A 17,026-nucleotide genomic window follows, 5' to 3' on the forward strand; every position below is an offset into this window, starting at 1 on the left:
ATCATCGGGGTTGAGGCGTGTTGCACACGGGGAAACTGCCGGGAGAATCGGTAAATCCTCCCGGCAGCAGACGTGCAGAGGCTGAATCAGGCGAACGGTGTGTTCGTTTCCGCCTTTTCCTGCAACAGTCTGGGTGGTGCAAAGCGTTCACCATAGGTCTCGGCGAGCGCCGATGCCCGCTCCGTGAATGCTCTCACGCCATACTGATTGATGAACTGAATCGCGCCACCGGTCCACGGCGCATAGCCAATGCCAAAGATACTGCCGATATTCGCATCCTCTACCGTTCGCAATACGCCTTCCTCCAGACAACGAACGGTTTCGATGGCCTGAATGAAGAGGATCCGGTCTTTCAGCTCCTGCAGTTTGACCGTTCTTGCCTTCTCCGCGTTCACGAACAGAGTTTCCAGCTCCGGCCAGAGGTGTTTCTTGCCGTTGGCAGGGTACTCGTAGAAGCCCGCGCCCGCAGCCTTGCCCTTGCGGCCATGTTCGTTGACCATCGCATCAGTGACGGCCTCCGCTGGGTGGGGATTCCAGGTTCCGCCGGCGGCTTCGGTATCCTTCCTGCTCTGATCCCGGATGTGTTGCATCAGGGTCATGCTGACTTCGTCGGAAATCGCCAGTGGCCCGACGGGCATACCGGCCAGCACCCCCGCGTTTTCAATGCTCGCTGGATGAATACCTTCGCCAAGCATGCAGATGCCCTCGTTGACGAAGGTCCCAAAGACCCGCGAGGTAAAGAACCCTCGACTGTCGTTGACCACCACGGGAATCTTTCCGATCTGCTGAACGTAGTCAAACGAGCGCGCCAGGGTTTCATCCGAGGTTTTTTCGCCGACGATGATTTCTACCAGCTGCATCTTGTCGACCGGTGAGAAGAAATGCAGGCCAATGAAGTTCTCGGCGTTCGCAGAGGCTCCGGCGAGCTGGGTAATGGGGATGGTTGAGGTGTTGGACGCAAAAATCCCGTTTGCCACCAGTTTGGGTTCCGCTTCCTGGGTCACTTTTGCCTTCAGTCCACTGTCCTCGAAGACCGCCTCGATCACCAGGTCACAGCCTTCCAGATCGTCTGACGAATCGGTGGCCTTGATGCGGCTCAGGATGTCTGCCTTCTGTTCTTCCGTCATTCGGCCACGACTGACTTTCTTGGCGAGCAGGTTCTCCGAGTAGCTTTTGCCTTTTTCGGCATTTTCAACGGAGACGTCTTTCAGCACCACATCGATACCCCGTGTCGCCGTTGAATAGGCGATACCTGCGCCCATCATGCCTGCGCCCAGAACACCCACCTTGCGGAAGGTTTCTTTCTCAACGCCCTCGGGGCGGCTGCCGCCCGCCTTGATGGCGTTCAACTGGAACCAGAAGGTGCCGGTCATGTTCTTGGCAACCTGGCCGATCACCAGTTCCGCAAAATACCGGGTCTCGATCAGGCTGCCGTTATCGAAATCGACCTGAGCGCCTTCAACGGCAGCAGAAAGTATGCGCTCCGGGGCCGGATAGCAGCCTTTGGTCTTCTGCTTCAGCATGGCCGGAGCGATCGCCAGCTTCTGCGCCATGGCAGGATGGTGGGGCGCGCCACCCGGGAACCTGAAGCCTTTCTGGTCCCACGGCTGCTGACATTTCGGGTTGGCCTCAATGAACGCTCGGGCTTTCGTGATCATATCGTCGGCAGAATCTGCCAGTTCGTTGATAATGCCGGCCTTGAGCGCAGCTTTCGGATTTACCTTTTTGCCTTCCATCAGGAACGGGAAGGCTGCCTCCAGGCCAATCATTCGAGGCAGTCGCTGGGTGCCGCCGCCACCTGGCAGCAGGCCCAGAGTCACTTCCGGCAGTCCAAGTTGAATGCTGTCGTCATTGATGGCGACACGGTAATGACAGGCGAGGGCAATCTCGAGGCCGCCACCCAGGGCGGAGCCGTTGATGGCTGCCACCACGGGTTTTCCGGTGGTTTCCAGAAACCGCATGTGCGATTTCAGGCCGTTGACCATATCCTCGAAAGTCCCGGCGTCTTCGCGCGTGACCTTATGCAGTTCTTTCAGGTCGCCGCCGGCAAAAAACGTCTTTTTGGCGGAGGCAATGATGATGCCGCGAATGTTATCCAGGTCTTCCTTCACTTTTGCGGCGGTTTCCGACAGGGCGTCCCGAAAAGCAGCGTTCATGGTGTTGGCGGACTGGCCGGGCATATCGATGGTGAGGGTCAGGATCTGGTCTGAACCCAGTTCGTAACGAATAGCACTCATAATTGGTTCTCCTGGAAAAGTGGACGGGTTCAGACGCGCTCAATGATGGTGGCAATGCCCATGCCGCCACCGACGCACAGTGTGGCCAGGCCGTAGCGCAGCTCGCGCCGCTCCAGCTCATCCAGCAGGGTGCCAAGGATCATGGCGCCGGTGGCACCCAGCGGGTGGCCCATGGCGATAGCCCCGCCGTTCACGTTCACTTTTTCGCCGGGAACCGAGAGTTCCCGCTGGAAGCGCATAACCACAGAGGCGAAGGCCTCGTTCACTTCAAACAGATCGATCTGATCGGCAGTCATGCCCGCCTTTTCCAGTGCCTTGCGCGCTGCCGGGGCGGGGCCGGTGAGCATGATGGTGGGGTCTGTGCTGGTCACGGCCGTGGCGATGATGCGAGCGCGCGGCGTCAGCCCCATGGCTTTGCCCTTGGCTTCACTGCCGATGAGCATGGCGGTGGCACCGTCGACGATACCTGAGGAGTTGCCGGCATGATGAACGTGGTTAATCTTCTCCACGTAGTGGTATTTCTCCCGGGCGACACCGTCGAAGCCCATCTCGCCCATCATCTGGAAGGAGGGTTTCAGGCCGGAAAGGCTTTCCAGGGAAGTGTTGCCACGCACATGCTCATCGCGATCAAGGATCACCACGCCATTCTGGTCAGTGATCGGAATGATGGACTTCGCAAAGTAGCCGTTCTGCCAGGCATTGGCCGCTTTCTGCTGGGATTTCACGGCAAAGCCATCAACGTCTTCACGGCTGAAGCCCTCAAGGGTGGCAATCAGGTCTGCGCCGATGCCCTGGGGCATGAAACCGGTATGCAGATTGGTTTCCGGATCTGTGGCCCAGGCTCCGCCGTCGGAGCCCATGGGCACACGGGACATGGCCTCCACACCGCCGGCAACCACCATGTCTTCCCAGCCAGAGCGAACTTTCATGGCCGCCAGATTCACGGCTTCCAATCCGGAGGCGCAGAAACGGTTCAGGGTGACGCCCGCCACTTTTTCATCCCAGTCAGCGGCCAGCGCTGCCGTCTTGGCGATATCCGCACCCTGGTCACCTACGGCGGTCACGCAGCCCATCACAATGTCGTCCACCTGGGCGGTATCCAGGCTGTTCCTCTCCTGCAGCGCATGGAGCACCGTGGTCAACAGCGAGATGGGTTTGACGCTGTGAAGTGATCCGTCTTTTTTTCCGCGCCCCCTGGGGGTGCGGACTGCATCGAAGATATAAGCCTCGGTGGCCATTGCTTGTCCTCTGGTCATATTGTTTTCGGGTTTGATTTACCGATGACACAACCATAGCCGGTTGCGGTTGCAGGGGGTAATGACGCGGGCTGCCAATCGCATTGGCGAAATTGCTCATGAACCATGACAAGGAGGGGGCTAGCTTCTATGGTGTTAGAAACCGCAGACGAATTCGGGAGGCGGAAGCCATGTCTCTGCGAGATGCAATCGACAATTTCTACGAGCGGCTGGTGGTGGATGCCATCGAGGCAACGCGGGAGGAGTCTGACACAGCGGACTATCTGACCGATGTTATGTGCGTGGCTCTCAACCGACTGCCCACACGGTATTACCGGCATTCAATCGATATGATGTTTTACCTGGCGGACGAGGAACTCAAGGAGATGAAACAGAAATCCCTGGCCGCCGTAAAGGAAGCCAGGGAATTCGTCAGGGAACATCAGCGGGAGTAGACCGCTGGGCGCCTCAGGCCTCGTTCAGATTGGCGATGGCCCTGTTCAGTCGCTCAGCGAGCTCCGTGTCCGCGTTTTTGCCAGTGCCACCCAGGCACCAGGCTGCCAGCAGTTTCTCTACATCCTGCATTTGATCCGTGCTGTTGTCGGCGGAACCCATGCCATTGGCAAGGCGCTGAACCTGGATTTCCATGCGGCGCTGCTGATCGGCTTCGGGGGAGGGCACGCCGCAAAGGATTTCTGCGCGAATCACCAGCTCGACCGGATCGCTGGCGTCTGACGTTTCGGCCAGCGCAGCCCAGTGCTGAGGCGCTGATTCACTCCCGGACTGGCCCGCTGTGGCCGCCATCACCAGAGACTGCCAGGAAGCCATTTTTGCCTGCAATCTCAGAGCCGAGAGAATCTTGCTCAGCCGCTGCTTTTCTTGCTGGACCTGTTCCCTGACGCCTTTTGAGAGCGTAGCGGCATCAATATCCTTGAGCGTCGCCAGGGCCGCAGTGACTGCCTGTTCGTCACTTTCCGGGGATATTCCTGAAACCTGATTCAGGCCTGCTTGCGCCGTCTCGTCGGCGGCCCGTGATGCCTGCTGCTGTTCCGAGCGCTCGGCATCACGGCGGGCAAAGATCTGGTCACAGGCCTTTCGGAACGCCTGCCATAGTTTGCGGTCTTCCCGATGGCGGGTGATTCCGATGGCTTGCCAGTCTCCCTGGAGGGCCTTGGCCTGGTTCATGGCCTCCTGAAGCGGCTCGTGTTCGACCAGGGCCTGGGCCTTGTCCACGATCGTCTGTTTCAGGCCTTCGTTCTTGCGCCGTTCCTCGTCCAGGGGTGCTTCCAGCCTCTTGAGCAGTTCATCGAAGCGCTTTTGAACGCCCCGATTGTCGCGGAATTCCACTGGCCAGGCCTCTTTCCACTCCTGGCGAGCGGTCTGGTGGATTCGTTCCGCGGCTTTCCAGTCGATGGAAGACCAGTCGGCATTGTCCAGGAAGCTTTCGAGCTGCTGGCAAATGGCGGACCGTTTTTCCAGATTGGCCTGTTTGAGGCCGGACTTGGCAGAGAAGTAGGCCTTGCAGGGCTCGTAAGCCTTGTCCGAGGCAGCTTTGAACCGGGACCACAGCGAGCGATCTGAAGAGCCGCCGAGATCGCGCCACTCATTCTGCAACTCCTTGATTCGCTCGGCCTTTGCTTCCGGATCCATTGGCTGCTCTGCCAGGTATTCCATTTGCTCGCACAGGGCAATCTGCTTGGGTTCCGTGGCGAAGCCCTGCCAGTCCGAGAGTTCACGCAATTGCCCGGTAAGCAGCTGCATGCGCGCCTGATAGGGTTTTGCGTGGCGCTGGTCCAGATCCCGGAAGTGCTGTTGTGCCGTTTTGAAGAGCTGTTTGGATTCTTTCAGCTGTTTGGCCTCCAGAGCCTCCTCCAGTTGCCTGATTTCGGCCTCGAGGCGAGTCGTCAGAGCTTTCTGTTGCTCCTGGTCAACTCGGGGCTCTGCCGGTTTCTTGCGTTTGCCGGCCAGCTTCCGCAATGGCTCCAGTAGTGCCGGGATGGGATAGTCTTCCGGCCAGTTGATCTCGGCAACCAGTGTCTTTGCCTGGGCACGCTGCTCGTCGGTGGCATCGTCTGCGCGCTCGAGCAGTGCGCCAAGTTCGACGATGGTTTCCCGTTCCTGGGTAATCCGACGGACAGAACTCAGGTAATTGCGCAGTGCCAGCATGGCGTTTTCGTAGGCTTTCTGTTCCTGCTTCTCCACTGCCGTATCCCGGGTTGCTTCCAGCCAGCGGTTTTCCTGGGTTTTCTGGAGTGCATCCAGGGACGCCAGTGAGGGCAGTGTTTCAGGCGGTTGAGACTTGAGCTCGTCCAGTGTGCGGGTCAGCAGATCCAGGGTTTCCTGACGTTGCAGCTTCTGCTCGCGCTGGCGCTTTTCATCTTCCGCCGCAGATTGCAGGGCCGCAATGCGCTCTTTGCACAGGTGAACCGCTTCGAGAAATGCCTGGGCCTGTTCCGGTGAGGCGTGTGTTTCCACCTCTGTCCATTGTTTCAGCAGGGCATCGAGCCGGGCCCCATAAAGCTTGGTATCGTCACTCTTCGCCTGATCCTGCGCGTGGCGGGTAAGGGTAGCGATGGTCTGGCTGATGCTGTCCAGCCGGGCCTGTTCTTCGCGCCGCTGCTGCAGTGCCAGTTTAACGATCTGGTAGACACCTTTGTCACGGCCTTTGGCCTGTTTCTGCACGTCCTGCAGGCTGGCTTCGTCGGTCAGTCTGCCTGCAGCGGACTGCCGGATATCCGCGGTAACGCCCTCAATGGCAAGCTTGGCCAGGACATCCTGGGATGGTGCGCTCTCCAGTGTTTTGAGCTGTTCTTCCCTCCGGTCAGTCCGGGTATCTTCCTGTTCGACAGGCTCTGGCTGGGTGGCTTTCCGCTGATTTGGCGTTGCCTCGGTTGTCTTGCGGGATTTGAACAGTTTCTGGATGAACGCGGCCATAAGAGTATCCTTGGGTGTTGAAACCAGTTCACGGTGTCGGGCAAAGTTGTTCCGCCACCGGCCGTCGGCATCCGGTCAGGGATACCGGGTAGTTTGACTGGTCAGCCTGAGGTGCTGGCCAGCAGGAAAAATTCGCGGCTAGTCTAGCGTTTTGTATGCGTGTGCGGAAAGGGTCTGTATGGCAAAACAGGAAAATGACAACGATCAGGATTACAAGGCCCGGGCAACGGCACTCAGGTTGCTTGCCAGGCGCGAGCACAGTCGCCTCGAGTTAAGCCTGAAACTCCGCCAAAGAAAGCTGCCGGGCGACATTATTAACGCTGTTCTGGATGATTACGAGAAAGAGGGTTGGCTTGACGATGATCGGTTTGCTGACGTCTACGCCCGTCAAAGAATGGACCTTGGTTACGGACCGCTACGGATTCTTGGCGAACTTCAGCAGCGCGGGGTTCACAAGACTCCGGAGTGTGTTGCCGAGATGACGGAGGAGGATTGGTGTCAGCGAGCTATCGGTATCCGCGATAAACGTTTTGGCCTGGCGGATCTGAGTGAGGACTGGGACGAAAAAGTGCGGCAGGCGCGTTTCCTGAATCGTAGGGGCTTTTCCGCCAGTCAGGTGGAGCGCGCGCTCGAGGCTCGTAGCGAATAGCCGGCGGAAGTCGGATTCTTCAAAGGGTCGGCGGTATCATGCCCAGTTCTGCGGGCAGGCCGGCCCTGAGCTTTCCGTCCGTTTGCAGCTCGCCTGATGGGCCTTCCGGCGCCCGGTTTTCCTCCATCTGTACGATCTGTTCCTCTGCTTCGGTCGCCGGGATACCCGGCTGGTTGAGCCGGGCGAGGACATCGTAATAGCGCCGGATATTCTGAACGTAAATCACCGGTTCGTGGCCCCGGGCATAGCCAAAGCGGGTCTTGGTATACCATTCCTTCTCAGCCAGTAACGGCAGGAATTCCTTTACGTCCATCCACCGGTCAGGGTCTCGTCCCGCGCCTTCTGTAAGTCGTCGGGCGTCCTCCAGATGCCCGAAACCCACGTTGTAGGAAGCGAGGGCGAACCAGGTGCGGTCTGGCTCCGGGATCCGTTCCGGGATTTTTTCGTGCACGATCCGGAAATACTTGGCGCCGCCCTGGATGCTTTCTTCGGCGTCCAGGCGGTTGTTGATGCCGATATGGCTGGCAGTGTTCCTGGTCAGCATCATCAGCCCACGGACCCCTGTGGGCGATACCGCATTGGGGCGCCAGTGGGACTCCTGGTAACCAATGGCTGCGAGCAGTCGCCAGTCCATGTTGAAGTCGCGGGCATAGTCGCGAAACAGCGACTCGTATTTGGGCAGCCGGTTCTCCACATGATGCATGAAGGTTCGGGCACCCACGTAATTCAGTCGATCAAGGTGGCCATAGAAGCGCTCGGAAATCTGGGCCAATGTTCCGTTGGTCTCGAGACTTTCCAGGAACTGGCGGGCCGCTTTTGCCAGGGAATCATCCTGCGCTGACGGGAAAAACCAGGCCAGTTCACCGGGCTCTCCAACGGTAAAGGCCTCCTTCACCATCGGGTAGAATACGTGGTTAAGGTCGAGCTCGTTCGAGGAAACCATCGCGTAGGGGAATTCGCCGCTTTCAACGCGAGACAGAACGCCCGCGGCGTCCAGTCCGGGATGCACCTGCCATTCAAGCTCTGCGTTTTCCTGGCGGGCTTCATTGAGGCGGTGCTCATGGTTGCTGTCGGATACCACGTGCACCGTTTTCCCGATCAGGTCTTGCAATGATTCGGGCCGCTCGACATCGCGGTTATAAACCAGGATCGACTGGGCGGTGATGCCGGTTGCTACGGTGCGATACTGATTGGCAGTATGGGGTTGCCTGGACAGCCCGAGCATCCCGAAGTGGGCGTAGTTCTTTTCCAGAACGGACAAGATTTCTGTGTTGTTATCGGCAACGCGGACCCGGAGCTTCACGCCGAGTTCCTCGGCGAACAGTTTTGCCAGTTCGTAATCATAGCCGGTGCGGCCGTCTTCACTTTCCACATAGATAGATGGCGCCGTCCGGGTGATCACATGCAGCACCCCCTCATCACGGATTTCCTGGAGAGTGCTGGGCTGTGAGCATCCGGTCAGTATCAGGGCAGTGCCGAGGAAGAAAACAATCCCGGCGGATGCGCTTTTGAAAGCAGCAAATATCTTTGGCAAGTCCATGGACTCCGTCACGGCTGGATCATCTGGTTGTAGCGTCGCATAAAGCCACGCAACCTTGTCTATCCTGAGCGTGGAATTCCTTTCCACACGTCAATGATCCTTGGTGTCGGAGGCCTGGTCAATAAAGCTGGTTAATTAATGTGCAAAACAATGTTAATTGTACAGCCCGGGATTAACGCCTCAAGCGCTGTATCCTGACCCCGCTTTCGAGTATCATGTCGGCCTTTCAAATTGCACCTAGACTTCCCCGTTTCGCGCGATACAGGTTGATATCATGCTTGAACTTCGCGGCGCTCCCGCGCTCTCGCCATTCCGCTCCCGCAAATTGCATTCCCGAATTCAGGATATCGTGCCTGAAATCGAGCATGTTTATGCTGAGTTCATGCACTTTGTTGACCTGGAGGCAGACCTCTCGGACGCGGAGCAAGCTATTCTGGACCGGCTCCTGACCTATGGCCCGAGTGTGCCGGTGGAAGAGCCTGACGGCGTGCTTTTCCTGGTTGTGCCTCGCCCCGGCACGCTCTCGCCCTGGTCCAGCAAGGCAACGGACATCGCCCGAAACTGTGGCCTTCGGCAGATACATCGGATTGAGCGGGGCACGGCCTATTACATTCGTTCGGGGCGCAAGCTTGGCCTGGAACAACGCGAGAAAATCGCAGCGCTGCTGCATGACCGCATGACCCAGAAAGTATTTCATGAGATGGGCGGCGCAGAGCTGTTGTTCAGCCATGAAGAGCCTCGGCTCCTGGGAAGGGTGCCAGTTCTCGCTGGTGGCCGCGATGCCCTGGTGGAAGCCAACTCGCGCCTGGGGCTGGCGCTTGCCGAAGATGAAATTGACTACCTGGTTAAGTCCTTCACGGATCTTGAGCGGGATCCGACTGACGTGGAACTCATGATGTTCGCCCAGGCGAACTCCGAGCATTGTCGCCACAAGATATTCAACGCGTCCTGGGATATTGACGGCGAGGGTCAGGAAAAATCCCTGTTCGCCATGATCCGGAATACCTTTGAAATGAACAGCGAGGGCGTGCTATCCGCCTACAAGGACAATGCCTCGGTTATTCGGGGTAGTCGTGGTGGCCGCTTCTTCCCGGATCCCGAGACGGGTGTCTACGGATATAACGAAGAAGACATTCATATTCTGATGAAGGTGGAAACGCACAACCACCCGACGGCGATTGCTCCTGCCGCCGGCGCCGCCACGGGCTCCGGCGGCGAAATTCGCGACGAAGGTGCTACTGGCCGGGGTTCCAAGCCCAAGGCGGGTCTGACTGGTTTCACAGTCTCCAACCTGAATCTGCCAGATGATCCTCAGCCATGGGAAATCAACTACGGCAAACCTGAACGCATTGCTTCACCGCTCGACATCATGATTGAAGGGCCTATTGGTGGTGCGGCATTCAATAACGAATTCGGACGCCCCAACCTGGCGGGTTACTTCCGGACCTTTGAAGAAAAAGTGCCCGGAGCCGCCGGCGAAGAAGTCCGCGGTTACCACAAGCCGATCATGATTGCCGGTGGCCTTGGCAACATTCGTGAGGAGCATGTTGAAAAGGGCAATATCCCGGTGGGCGCGAAACTCATCGTGTTGGGCGGGCCCTCCATGCTGATCGGTCTGGGCGGTGGCGCGGCTTCGTCCATGGACTCGGGCTCCAGTAACGAAAATCTGGACTTTGCGTCAGTGCAGCGGGACAACCCCGAGATGGAGCGTCGGTGCCAGGAAGTTATCGACCGCTGCTGGCAGATGGGCGACAGGAACCCTATCGCGTTCATCCATGATGTGGGCGCCGGTGGTCTGTCCAACGCTATGCCTGAGCTTGTCAAAGATGGCGGTCGCGGCGGTAAATTCGAGCTTCGCGACATTCCCAGTGACGAGCCGGGAATGTCTCCGCTGGAAATCTGGTGTAACGAATCCCAGGAACGGTATGTGATGGCAGTGGCTCCGGAAAACCTGGAGCAATTTGACGCCCTGTGCCGCCGCGAGCGCTGCCCCTATGCAGTGATAGGCGAGGCGACAGAAGCTCATCATTTGGAACTGGGCGATTCCTACTTCGACGACAAGCCGGTTGATCTGCCGATGGAAGTGCTGTTCGGCAAACCGCCACGCATGCATCGGAGTGTCAGCCGCGCTTCGTTTACGAAGCCCATTTTCGACTCCACCAAAATCGATCTGGATGATGCCATTCGCCGCGTTCTGCGTCTGCCGTCTGTTGGCTCCAAGAGCTTTTTGATCACCATTGGCGACCGGACCATTACCGGCCTGGTTGCTCGGGATCAGATGGTTGGGCCCTGGCAGGTTCCGGTCGCTGATGTGGCTGTGACGGCCACCTCCTTCGATGTTCGCACCGGTGAAGCAATGGCCATGGGCGAGCGCACGCCGGTCGCCACGATCGATGCGCCCGCGTCCGGTCGCATGGCCGTCGGTGAAGTGATTACCAATATGGCGGCAGCGCCGATCGGCAAGTTGTCCGATATCCGGCTCTCTGCAAACTGGATGGCCGCTGCTGGCCACCCGGGTGAAGATGAGAATCTCTACGAGACCGTTCGCGCCGTAGGCATGGAATTGTGCCCGGAGCTTGGAATCACGATCCCCGTCGGCAAGGACTCCATGTCCATGAAGACCATGTGGGAAGAAGACAGCGGCGAACAGAAAAGCGTGACTGCACCGCTTTCATTGATTGTCAGTGGTTTTGCACCGGTTATTGATGTTGCCAGGACGCTGACTCCACAGCTGGTCAAGGATGCTGGCGAGACAGATCTGATCCTCGTGGATCTTGCTGCTGGCCAGAACCGCCTCGGGGGCTCCGCTCTGGCTCAGGTTTACCGTCAGGTCGGTGCAGTTGCACCGGATCTGGATGACCCGGAGGACATCAAGGCTTTCTTTGCGGTTATTCAGGGTCTGAACAGCGACGGTAAGCTCCTGGCCTATCACGATCGTTCAGACGGCGGCCTGTTCGTCACCCTTGCTGAAATGTGTTTCGCCGGCCACTGTGGGGTTGATATCAAGCTGGATGGCCTCGCCGAGGATCGCAGTCAGTTTGCCCGGGAACTTTTTAATGAAGAGCTGGGTGCCGTCATCCAGGTACGCAGGGAAGACACCGGTTTTGTCCTGCAGCAGTTCTCTGCCGCGGGTCTTGGGGATTACATCAGTGTTATCGGTAGCCCGAATGATACTGACAACCTTCGCCTGACCTTCGAAGGTAGCACTGTGGTGGATGAATCCCGGGTGGAGCTCCAGCGCCTGTGGTCCGAGACCAGTTACCGTGTTCAGTCGCTCCGGGATAACGCCGATTGCGCTCGTGAAGAATTCGATAACCTGCTTGACGCAGAGGATCCCGGTCTCCACGCCGAACTCTCTTACGACATCAACGACGACGTGGCTGCCCCTTATATCAACAAGGGAGCCCGTCCAAAAGTTGCGGTTCTGCGGGAGCAGGGTGTCAATGGTCAGGTTGAGATGGCAGCCGCATTCGACCGTGCCGGCTTCGATTCTGTCGACGTGCATATGAGCGATCTGCTCTCCGGCCGGGTTACGCTGGAAGGCTTTAACAGCCTGGTTGCCTGTGGCGGTTTCTCCTACGGTGACGTTCTGGGCGCTGGCGAGGGTTGGGCCAAGTCGATTCTGTTCAGCGATCGCGTCAGGGACCAGTTTGCGGCGTTCTTTAATCGCCAGGACACGCTGGCGCTGGGTGTGTGCAATGGCTGTCAGATGCTCTCCAATCTTCACGAACTGATTCCGGGAAGTGAGGGCTGGCCACGTTTCGTACGCAACCAGTCCGAGCAGTTTGAGGCGCGCCTGGTTATGGCTGAGGTGATGCCGTCACCGTCGGCGTTCATGGATGGCATGGCCGGTTCCCGTATGCCGATTGCCGTTGCTCACGGCGAGGGCAGGGTTGAGTTTGCCAGCGGCACCTCGGCAGAAGCTCTCTCCGAGAACGAGTTGGTGGCGCTGCGCTATGTGGATAATCGGGGGCAGGCGACCGTACGCTATCCCTACAACCCGAATGGATCCGAAGCCGGTATTACTGGTGTGACGACGCGCGATGGCAGGGTCACCATCATGATGCCGCATCCCGAGCGAGTGTTCAGGGCTGTCCAGCATTCCTGGCGCCCCTCAGAATGGCAGGAAGATGGTTCCTGGATTCGCATGTTCCGAAATGCGAGACGCTGGTTCGGCTGATTTTCCGTTCCAGTGACAAGCCGGTTTTGGGTGCGCTCAACATGAGTGTTTATTCCAAAGCCGGCTTTTTTGTTTTGCGCCCTTTTTTTGGGCGTTTTTCAAGGGAAAAAATCGGCAAAAATGGCAAAAATCCCCTTGACTCAGTATTTTTATGCACATTGCTGGTGCCTCCCTGTTTGTTCTGTGCACAAAGAGCGGGAATTTGGTTCAACTTTTGCTCAAAAGTCATAACCAATTGAAAAATATAGAATAAATGAATCAGGTGATTTTGTCGCCAATTTAACGGAAGTGCAGTGATTACGGGGTTTGAGGGCGTGTTCCCAAAAACTTTCCCCAGAGTTATCCACAGATTCTGTGGGTAAGTATCTAAGCTATTAATCTGTACAAAAAATATCCGACCTGAAGGAGGTTTTTCGATGTACAAGATGTGTTATTTCGCTCCGGAGACTCACGTCGAAAAAACCAAACAGGCATTGTTCGATGCCGGCGCCGGTCGAATCGGTGATTACGATTCCTGTGCCTGGCAATGTCTTGGAAGAGGGCAGTTTCGTCCGCTTGAAGGAAGCGATCCGTTTCTCGGTCATGCCGGGGAGATTGAAGCGGTGGATGAATACAAGGTTGAGCTGGTTTGCGCCGACGAGCTGATAAAGGATGCTCTCGCGGCACTCAAGCAGGCCCACCCATACGAGGAGCCCGCTTACGAAATCTATCGAATGGAGGAATTGTAGTCGCCCGCGCTACTTGCGGTCTTTCGCCATGGGGTGGCGGATATCACTCACGTGAACCCCGAAGGATTCGCGGCTGTAGTCAGACAGGAAAAGTTCCAGGGTTCGCTTGACGGTCGGGAACGAGATTTCTTCCCAGGGAATCTCGTCCAGGCCGAACAGTCTGGATTCGAGGGACTCCTCACCTGCACCAAACTGACCGTCTTTCAGTGTGGCCCGGTAGAACATGTGAACCTGATTGATGTGCGGGACGTCGATGATGGAATAGAGGCCTTCAATGTTAACCTCTGCAAGCGCCTCTTCCATCGTTTCCCGCTCTGCGGCCTCGATGGTGGTTTCGGCGTTCTCCATGAAACCCGCAGGCAGCGTCCAGTAACCATAGCGAGGTTCGATAGCGCGGCGACACAGCAGTATCTGGCCCTCCCACACGGGCACCGTGCCGGCGACAATGCGTGGGTTCTGGTAATGTATGGTATCGCAGCTGACACAGACATAGCGGTGACGGTTATCGCCTTCGGGGATGCGTTGTTCAACCGGATGGCCGCATGTGCTGCAGTACTTCATGATTTTCCCCGTATACTTAAATTGGTTTGGTAGTCAGTTTAACGATCCCGGCTGCCTCTGTCTCATCCAACCTCCGGATGTACCGTGGAGATGAACATTGCGTGATTTACTTGCCGAGCGCCTGGCCGGCTATGCACCGCGCCAGTTGGCCCTGGATTATCCTGAGGCAGGCATACTGGTTCCGGTAACCGACGATCTGAAAAACCCGGAGATGATCTTTACTCTCAGGTCCGAGAATCTGAGCACCCATCGCGGGCAGGTCGCCTATCCCGGCGGCAAAAGGGATTCGGAAGATCCGTCTCTGGCAGCAACGGCGTTACGTGAAACCCATGAAGAGATCGGATTGCCGCCGGATCAAGTACAACTAATTGCGCCGCTCAGTCAGGTGATGTCCCGCTACGGAATTCTAGTTACACCTTACGTTGGTGTGATTCCCGGAGATCATCCTTTGGAGCCAAACCCCCATGAAATCGAAAGTGTATTCCGCGTGCCTCTATCGTTTTTTCTGGAAGACAGGCGGGAGCGCACAGATGCTCTGGATTTCCTGAACCATACGTTTTACGTACCCTGCTACCGTTGGGAACGCTACGAGATCTGGGGCCTGTCGGCAGTGGTTCTGGTTGACTTCCTGAACGCTGTGTACGATGCCGGAATCGATCTGCTTGAACCGCCTGAAGGAGGCTGAGAATGTTTTACCAGTTGAATGACCGAACGCCGGAACTGGAAGGTGAGGGTCACTTTGTGGCCGAGAACGCGTCGGTGATAGGCCGTGTCCGGCTGATGGATAAGGCCAGCGTCTGGTTCAATGCCGTTCTACGTGGTGACAACGAGTGGATCACCATTGGGCCTGAAACAAATGTTCAGGACGGTTCGGTACTGCATACAGACCCGGGTATGCCTCTTACTCTGGGTAAGGGTGTAACGGTTGGTCACAAGGTAATGCTCCATGGGTGCGAGATTGGTGATTACTCTTTAATTGGCATAAATGCTGTGGTTCTGAACGGAGCAAAGATTGGCAAGCACTGCCTGATTGGCGCCAATGCTCTCATTCCCGAAGGAATGGAGGTGCCTGACGGCTCCATGGTTGTCGGTTCGCCGGGCAAGATCAAGCGGGAGCTCAACGATAGCCAGAAGAAGATGCTGGAAATGAGTGCGCAGCACTATGTTCAGAATGCTGCCCGCTACGCCGATGAGCTCAAGCCCTGCGAGCCGAAAAAATGAGTGTTGCTGACAAGGTTCGATCGCCCTGCGTAAGCATCTGCGCGCTTGATGAAAATGACATCTGTGTGGGCTGCCATCGAAGTGGGGATGAGATCACCCTCTGGACCAGGATGGATGACGACGAACGGCGCGAGGTGCTCCGGAAAGTGGCGGAGCGCGAAAAAGGTTCCCTGATTCACGGCTAACATAGGTGTTGGTAAATCATGACTGACTCAGTTCGAATTGGTACTCCCCTTAAAGGTAATGCCTTCAGGGTTTTGTTTTGTGGATCCGGTGAGCTTGGCAAGGAAGTTGTCATTGAACTTCAGCGCTATGGCGTCGAAGTGATCGCTGTCGACAGATATGCGGATGCGCCTGCCATGCAGGTGGCGCATCGGAGCCATGTCATCGACATGCTGGACGGCGCCAGCCTGCGCAGTGTTATCGAACAGGAAAAGCCGGATCTGATTGTTCCGGAGATTGAAGCGATTGCCACGCCGGAGTTGGTAAAGCTCGAAGAGGAAGGCTATCGCGTCATCCCCACCGCCAGAGCGGTGAACCTCACCATGAACCGTGAAGGAATCCGGAGGCTCGCGGCTGAAGAGCTCGGGCTGCCTACCTCACCCTACCGCTTTGCGGGTACCCGGGAAGAATACCTTGCCGCCGTGAACGAAATAGGCCTGCCACTTGTGGTAAAGCCGGTCATGAGCTCGTCGGGCAAGGGGCAGAGTACCGTCAAGACCGAGGATGATATTGAAGCGGCCTGGGAATATGCCCAGTCTGGCGGGCGTGCCGGTAAGGGAAGGGTGATTGTCGAAGGCTTTGTGGACTTTGACTATGAGATTACCCTGCTCACCGTCAAGCACCGTGATGGCGTATCTTTTTGTGAGCCCATCGGGCACAGGCAGGAAGATGGAGACTATCGGGAATCCTGGCAACCACAGCCAATGGCCCCGCTGGCCTACGAGCGTTCGGCCGAAGTTGCCCGCGCTGTGGTCGAAAACCTCGGTGGCTATGGCATCTACGGTGTGGAGCTGTTTGTTAAGGAAGACAATGTCTGGTTCTCCGAGGTTTCGCCGCGTCCGCACGATACTGGCCTGGTTACGTTGGTCTCACAGGACCTGTCCGAATTTGCTCTGCATGCCCGAGCCATTCTGGGTTTGCCCATTCCCGCGATACGGCAGACTGGTCCCTCGGCATCAGCCGTGATTCTTCCTGAGGGCGATTCGGCGTCCGTATCGTATTCCGGTCTTGAGACAGCGCTTTCCGAGCCGGATACTCAATTGCGTTTGTTCGGCAAGCCCGAGTTGAAGGGGCGCCGTCGAATGGGCGTTGCCCTGGCGAAGGGCGCAACGGTGGATGAAGCGCGCAAGAAAGCTCGCGACTCGGCAAATTCGATTACCGTTGAACTGTGAGGTTCACCCAGGCCTGGCTCTGATCAGCCAGGCTTATGAAGGTTTGATGACGATTTCCGAAAAAATTCGGAACGAACCGTTGACACCTTCAGGCAGGTCTGTAAAATGCGCATCTCTTTCGAGGGGAGCACCGCTGAGGCGGCTCAGAAATCGAAAGATAACTGTTTGAAAGCGCTAAAGAAAATGAGTTTCAAAATTCTTCAGAAAGCAGTTGACAGGCAAGCGATTCACTGTAGAATGCGCGCCTCGAAACAAGCAGTAAGCCGGGTCATTTTTCGGCGCTTTCCGGAGACGGAAAACATCGAAAAATAAACGGTTGACAAGGCGGCGTTACGATGTAGAATACG

The 17,026-nt window shown here is 57.1% G+C and carries 14 protein-coding genes; 8 read left to right on the plus strand and 6 right to left on the minus strand.

Translation table 11 applies throughout. The features are described from left to right. Positions 1 to 86 precede the first annotated feature (86 nt). Positions 87 to 2,237, minus strand: a complete 2,151-nt coding sequence (locus KYE_RS06045) for a 3-hydroxyacyl-CoA dehydrogenase NAD-binding domain-containing protein (RefSeq protein ID WP_008171463.1) — start codon at positions 2,235 to 2,237, stop codon at positions 87 to 89. Positions 2,238 to 2,266: 29 nt separating this feature from the next. After that, positions 2,267 to 3,475, minus strand: a complete 1,209-nt coding sequence (locus tag KYE_RS06050) for an acetyl-CoA C-acetyltransferase (protein WP_008171464.1) — start codon at positions 3,473 to 3,475, stop codon at positions 2,267 to 2,269. Between the two features lie 188 nt (positions 3,476 to 3,663). Here KYE_RS06050 and KYE_RS06055 point away from each other — a divergent pair, with 188 nt between their 5' ends. Beyond that, a complete protein-coding gene (locus tag KYE_RS06055) occupies positions 3,664 to 3,927 on the plus strand; it encodes a late competence development ComFB family protein (protein WP_008171465.1) in 264 nt (87 codons plus the stop codon). A gap of 13 nt (positions 3,928 to 3,940) precedes the next feature. Here KYE_RS06055 and KYE_RS06060 read toward each other — a convergent pair whose 3' ends face one another. Further along, the gene (locus tag KYE_RS06060) at positions 3,941 to 6,406 is read right to left on the minus strand and encodes a DUF349 domain-containing protein (RefSeq protein ID WP_008171466.1); all 2,466 of its coding nucleotides are present in this window, start codon (positions 6,404 to 6,406) and stop codon (positions 3,941 to 3,943) included. Positions 6,407 to 6,584: 178 nt separating this feature from the next. Between KYE_RS06060 and KYE_RS06065 the strand changes: the two genes are divergently transcribed. Then, positions 6,585 to 7,055, plus strand: a complete 471-nt coding sequence (locus KYE_RS06065; RefSeq protein WP_008171467.1) for a regulatory protein RecX — start codon at positions 6,585 to 6,587, stop codon at positions 7,053 to 7,055. 19 nt (positions 7,056 to 7,074) lie between these two features. Here the strand turns inward: KYE_RS06065 and mltF are convergent, their stop codons facing one another. Beyond that, positions 7,075 to 8,595, minus strand: a complete 1,521-nt coding sequence (gene mltF / locus KYE_RS06070) for a membrane-bound lytic murein transglycosylase MltF (protein ID WP_008171468.1) — start codon at positions 8,593 to 8,595, stop codon at positions 7,075 to 7,077. A 274-nt stretch (positions 8,596 to 8,869) separates the two neighbouring features. Between mltF and purL the strand changes: the two genes are divergently transcribed. Then, complete coding sequence (gene purL, locus KYE_RS06075) at positions 8,870 to 12,775, plus strand: phosphoribosylformylglycinamidine synthase (RefSeq protein WP_008171469.1); 3,906 nt, start codon at positions 8,870 to 8,872, stop codon at positions 12,773 to 12,775. Positions 12,776 to 12,824: 49 nt separating this feature from the next. On the opposite strand, the gene KYE_RS21890 is transcribed toward purL, so the two are convergent. After that, a complete protein-coding gene (locus KYE_RS21890; RefSeq protein ID WP_141201893.1) occupies positions 12,825 to 13,199 on the minus strand; it encodes a hypothetical protein in 375 nt (124 codons plus the stop codon). Between KYE_RS21890 and KYE_RS06080 the strand changes: the two genes are divergently transcribed. After that, complete coding sequence (locus KYE_RS06080) at positions 13,192 to 13,503, plus strand: YqfO family protein (protein WP_008171470.1); 312 nt, start codon at positions 13,192 to 13,194, stop codon at positions 13,501 to 13,503. The genes KYE_RS21890 and KYE_RS06080 overlap by 8 nt on opposite strands. A 9-nt stretch (positions 13,504 to 13,512) precedes the next feature. On the opposite strand, the gene KYE_RS06085 is transcribed toward KYE_RS06080, so the two are convergent. Next, the gene (locus tag KYE_RS06085) at positions 13,513 to 14,064 is read right to left on the minus strand and encodes an NUDIX hydrolase (RefSeq protein WP_008171471.1); all 552 of its coding nucleotides are present in this window, start codon (positions 14,062 to 14,064) and stop codon (positions 13,513 to 13,515) included. A 97-nt stretch (positions 14,065 to 14,161) separates the two neighbouring features. Between KYE_RS06085 and KYE_RS06090 the strand changes: the two genes are divergently transcribed. The 4 genes from KYE_RS06090 to purT are packed head-to-tail and all read left to right on the plus strand — an operon-like array spanning position 14,162 to position 16,679. Next, positions 14,162 to 14,749, plus strand: a complete 588-nt coding sequence (locus KYE_RS06090; RefSeq protein ID WP_008171474.1) for an NUDIX hydrolase — start codon at positions 14,162 to 14,164, stop codon at positions 14,747 to 14,749. Between the two features lie 2 nt (positions 14,750 to 14,751). Further along, positions 14,752 to 15,285 carry a gamma carbonic anhydrase family protein gene (locus tag KYE_RS06095; RefSeq protein WP_008171478.1) on the plus strand — a complete coding sequence of 178 codons (534 nt, stop codon included), beginning with the start codon at positions 14,752 to 14,754 and terminating at the stop codon, positions 15,283 to 15,285. Further along, positions 15,282 to 15,470 (plus strand): DUF1289 domain-containing protein, encoded by a 189-nt coding sequence (locus KYE_RS06100; protein ID WP_008171481.1) that lies wholly within the window; start codon positions 15,282 to 15,284, stop codon positions 15,468 to 15,470. The genes KYE_RS06095 and KYE_RS06100 overlap by 4 nt, the downstream gene beginning before the upstream one ends. An 18-nt stretch (positions 15,471 to 15,488) precedes the next feature. Further along, positions 15,489 to 16,679, plus strand: coding sequence for a formate-dependent phosphoribosylglycinamide formyltransferase (gene purT / locus KYE_RS06105; protein ID WP_008171482.1), 1,191 nt, complete (start codon positions 15,489 to 15,491; stop codon positions 16,677 to 16,679). Positions 16,680 to 17,026: the final 347 nt, after the last annotated feature.

This window comes from Marinobacter manganoxydans MnI7-9, assembly GCF_000235625.1.
GTDB classification, from domain to species: domain Bacteria; phylum Pseudomonadota; class Gammaproteobacteria; order Pseudomonadales; family Oleiphilaceae; genus Marinobacter; species Marinobacter manganoxydans.

Excerpts from the sequence above, each read along its gene's own strand:
- mltF (WP_008171468.1), bottom strand. The coding sequence starts at position 8,595 with ATGGACTTGCCAAAGATATTTGCTGCTTTCAAAAGCGCATCCGCCGGG.
- KYE_RS06085 (WP_008171471.1), bottom strand. The coding sequence starts at position 14,064 with ATGAAGTACTGCAGCACATGCGGCCATCCGGTTGAACAACGCATCCCC.
- KYE_RS06060 (WP_008171466.1), bottom strand. The coding sequence starts at position 6,406 with ATGGCCGCGTTCATCCAGAAACTGTTCAAATCCCGCAAGACAACCGAG.
- purL (WP_008171469.1), top strand. The coding sequence starts at position 8,870 with ATGCTTGAACTTCGCGGCGCTCCCGCGCTCTCGCCATTCCGCTCCCGC.
- KYE_RS06050 (WP_008171464.1), bottom strand. The coding sequence starts at position 3,475 with ATGGCCACCGAGGCTTATATCTTCGATGCAGTCCGCACCCCCAGGGGG.
- KYE_RS06095 (WP_008171478.1), top strand. The coding sequence starts at position 14,752 with ATGTTTTACCAGTTGAATGACCGAACGCCGGAACTGGAAGGTGAGGGT.
- KYE_RS06045 (WP_008171463.1), bottom strand. The coding sequence starts at position 2,237 with ATGAGTGCTATTCGTTACGAACTGGGTTCAGACCAGATCCTGACCCTC.
- KYE_RS06100 (WP_008171481.1), top strand. The coding sequence starts at position 15,282 with ATGAGTGTTGCTGACAAGGTTCGATCGCCCTGCGTAAGCATCTGCGCG.
- KYE_RS06065 (WP_008171467.1), top strand. The coding sequence starts at position 6,585 with ATGGCAAAACAGGAAAATGACAACGATCAGGATTACAAGGCCCGGGCA.
- KYE_RS06080 (WP_008171470.1), top strand. The coding sequence starts at position 13,192 with ATGTACAAGATGTGTTATTTCGCTCCGGAGACTCACGTCGAAAAAACC.
- purT (WP_008171482.1), top strand. The coding sequence starts at position 15,489 with ATGACTGACTCAGTTCGAATTGGTACTCCCCTTAAAGGTAATGCCTTC.
- KYE_RS06055 (WP_008171465.1), top strand. The coding sequence starts at position 3,664 with ATGTCTCTGCGAGATGCAATCGACAATTTCTACGAGCGGCTGGTGGTG.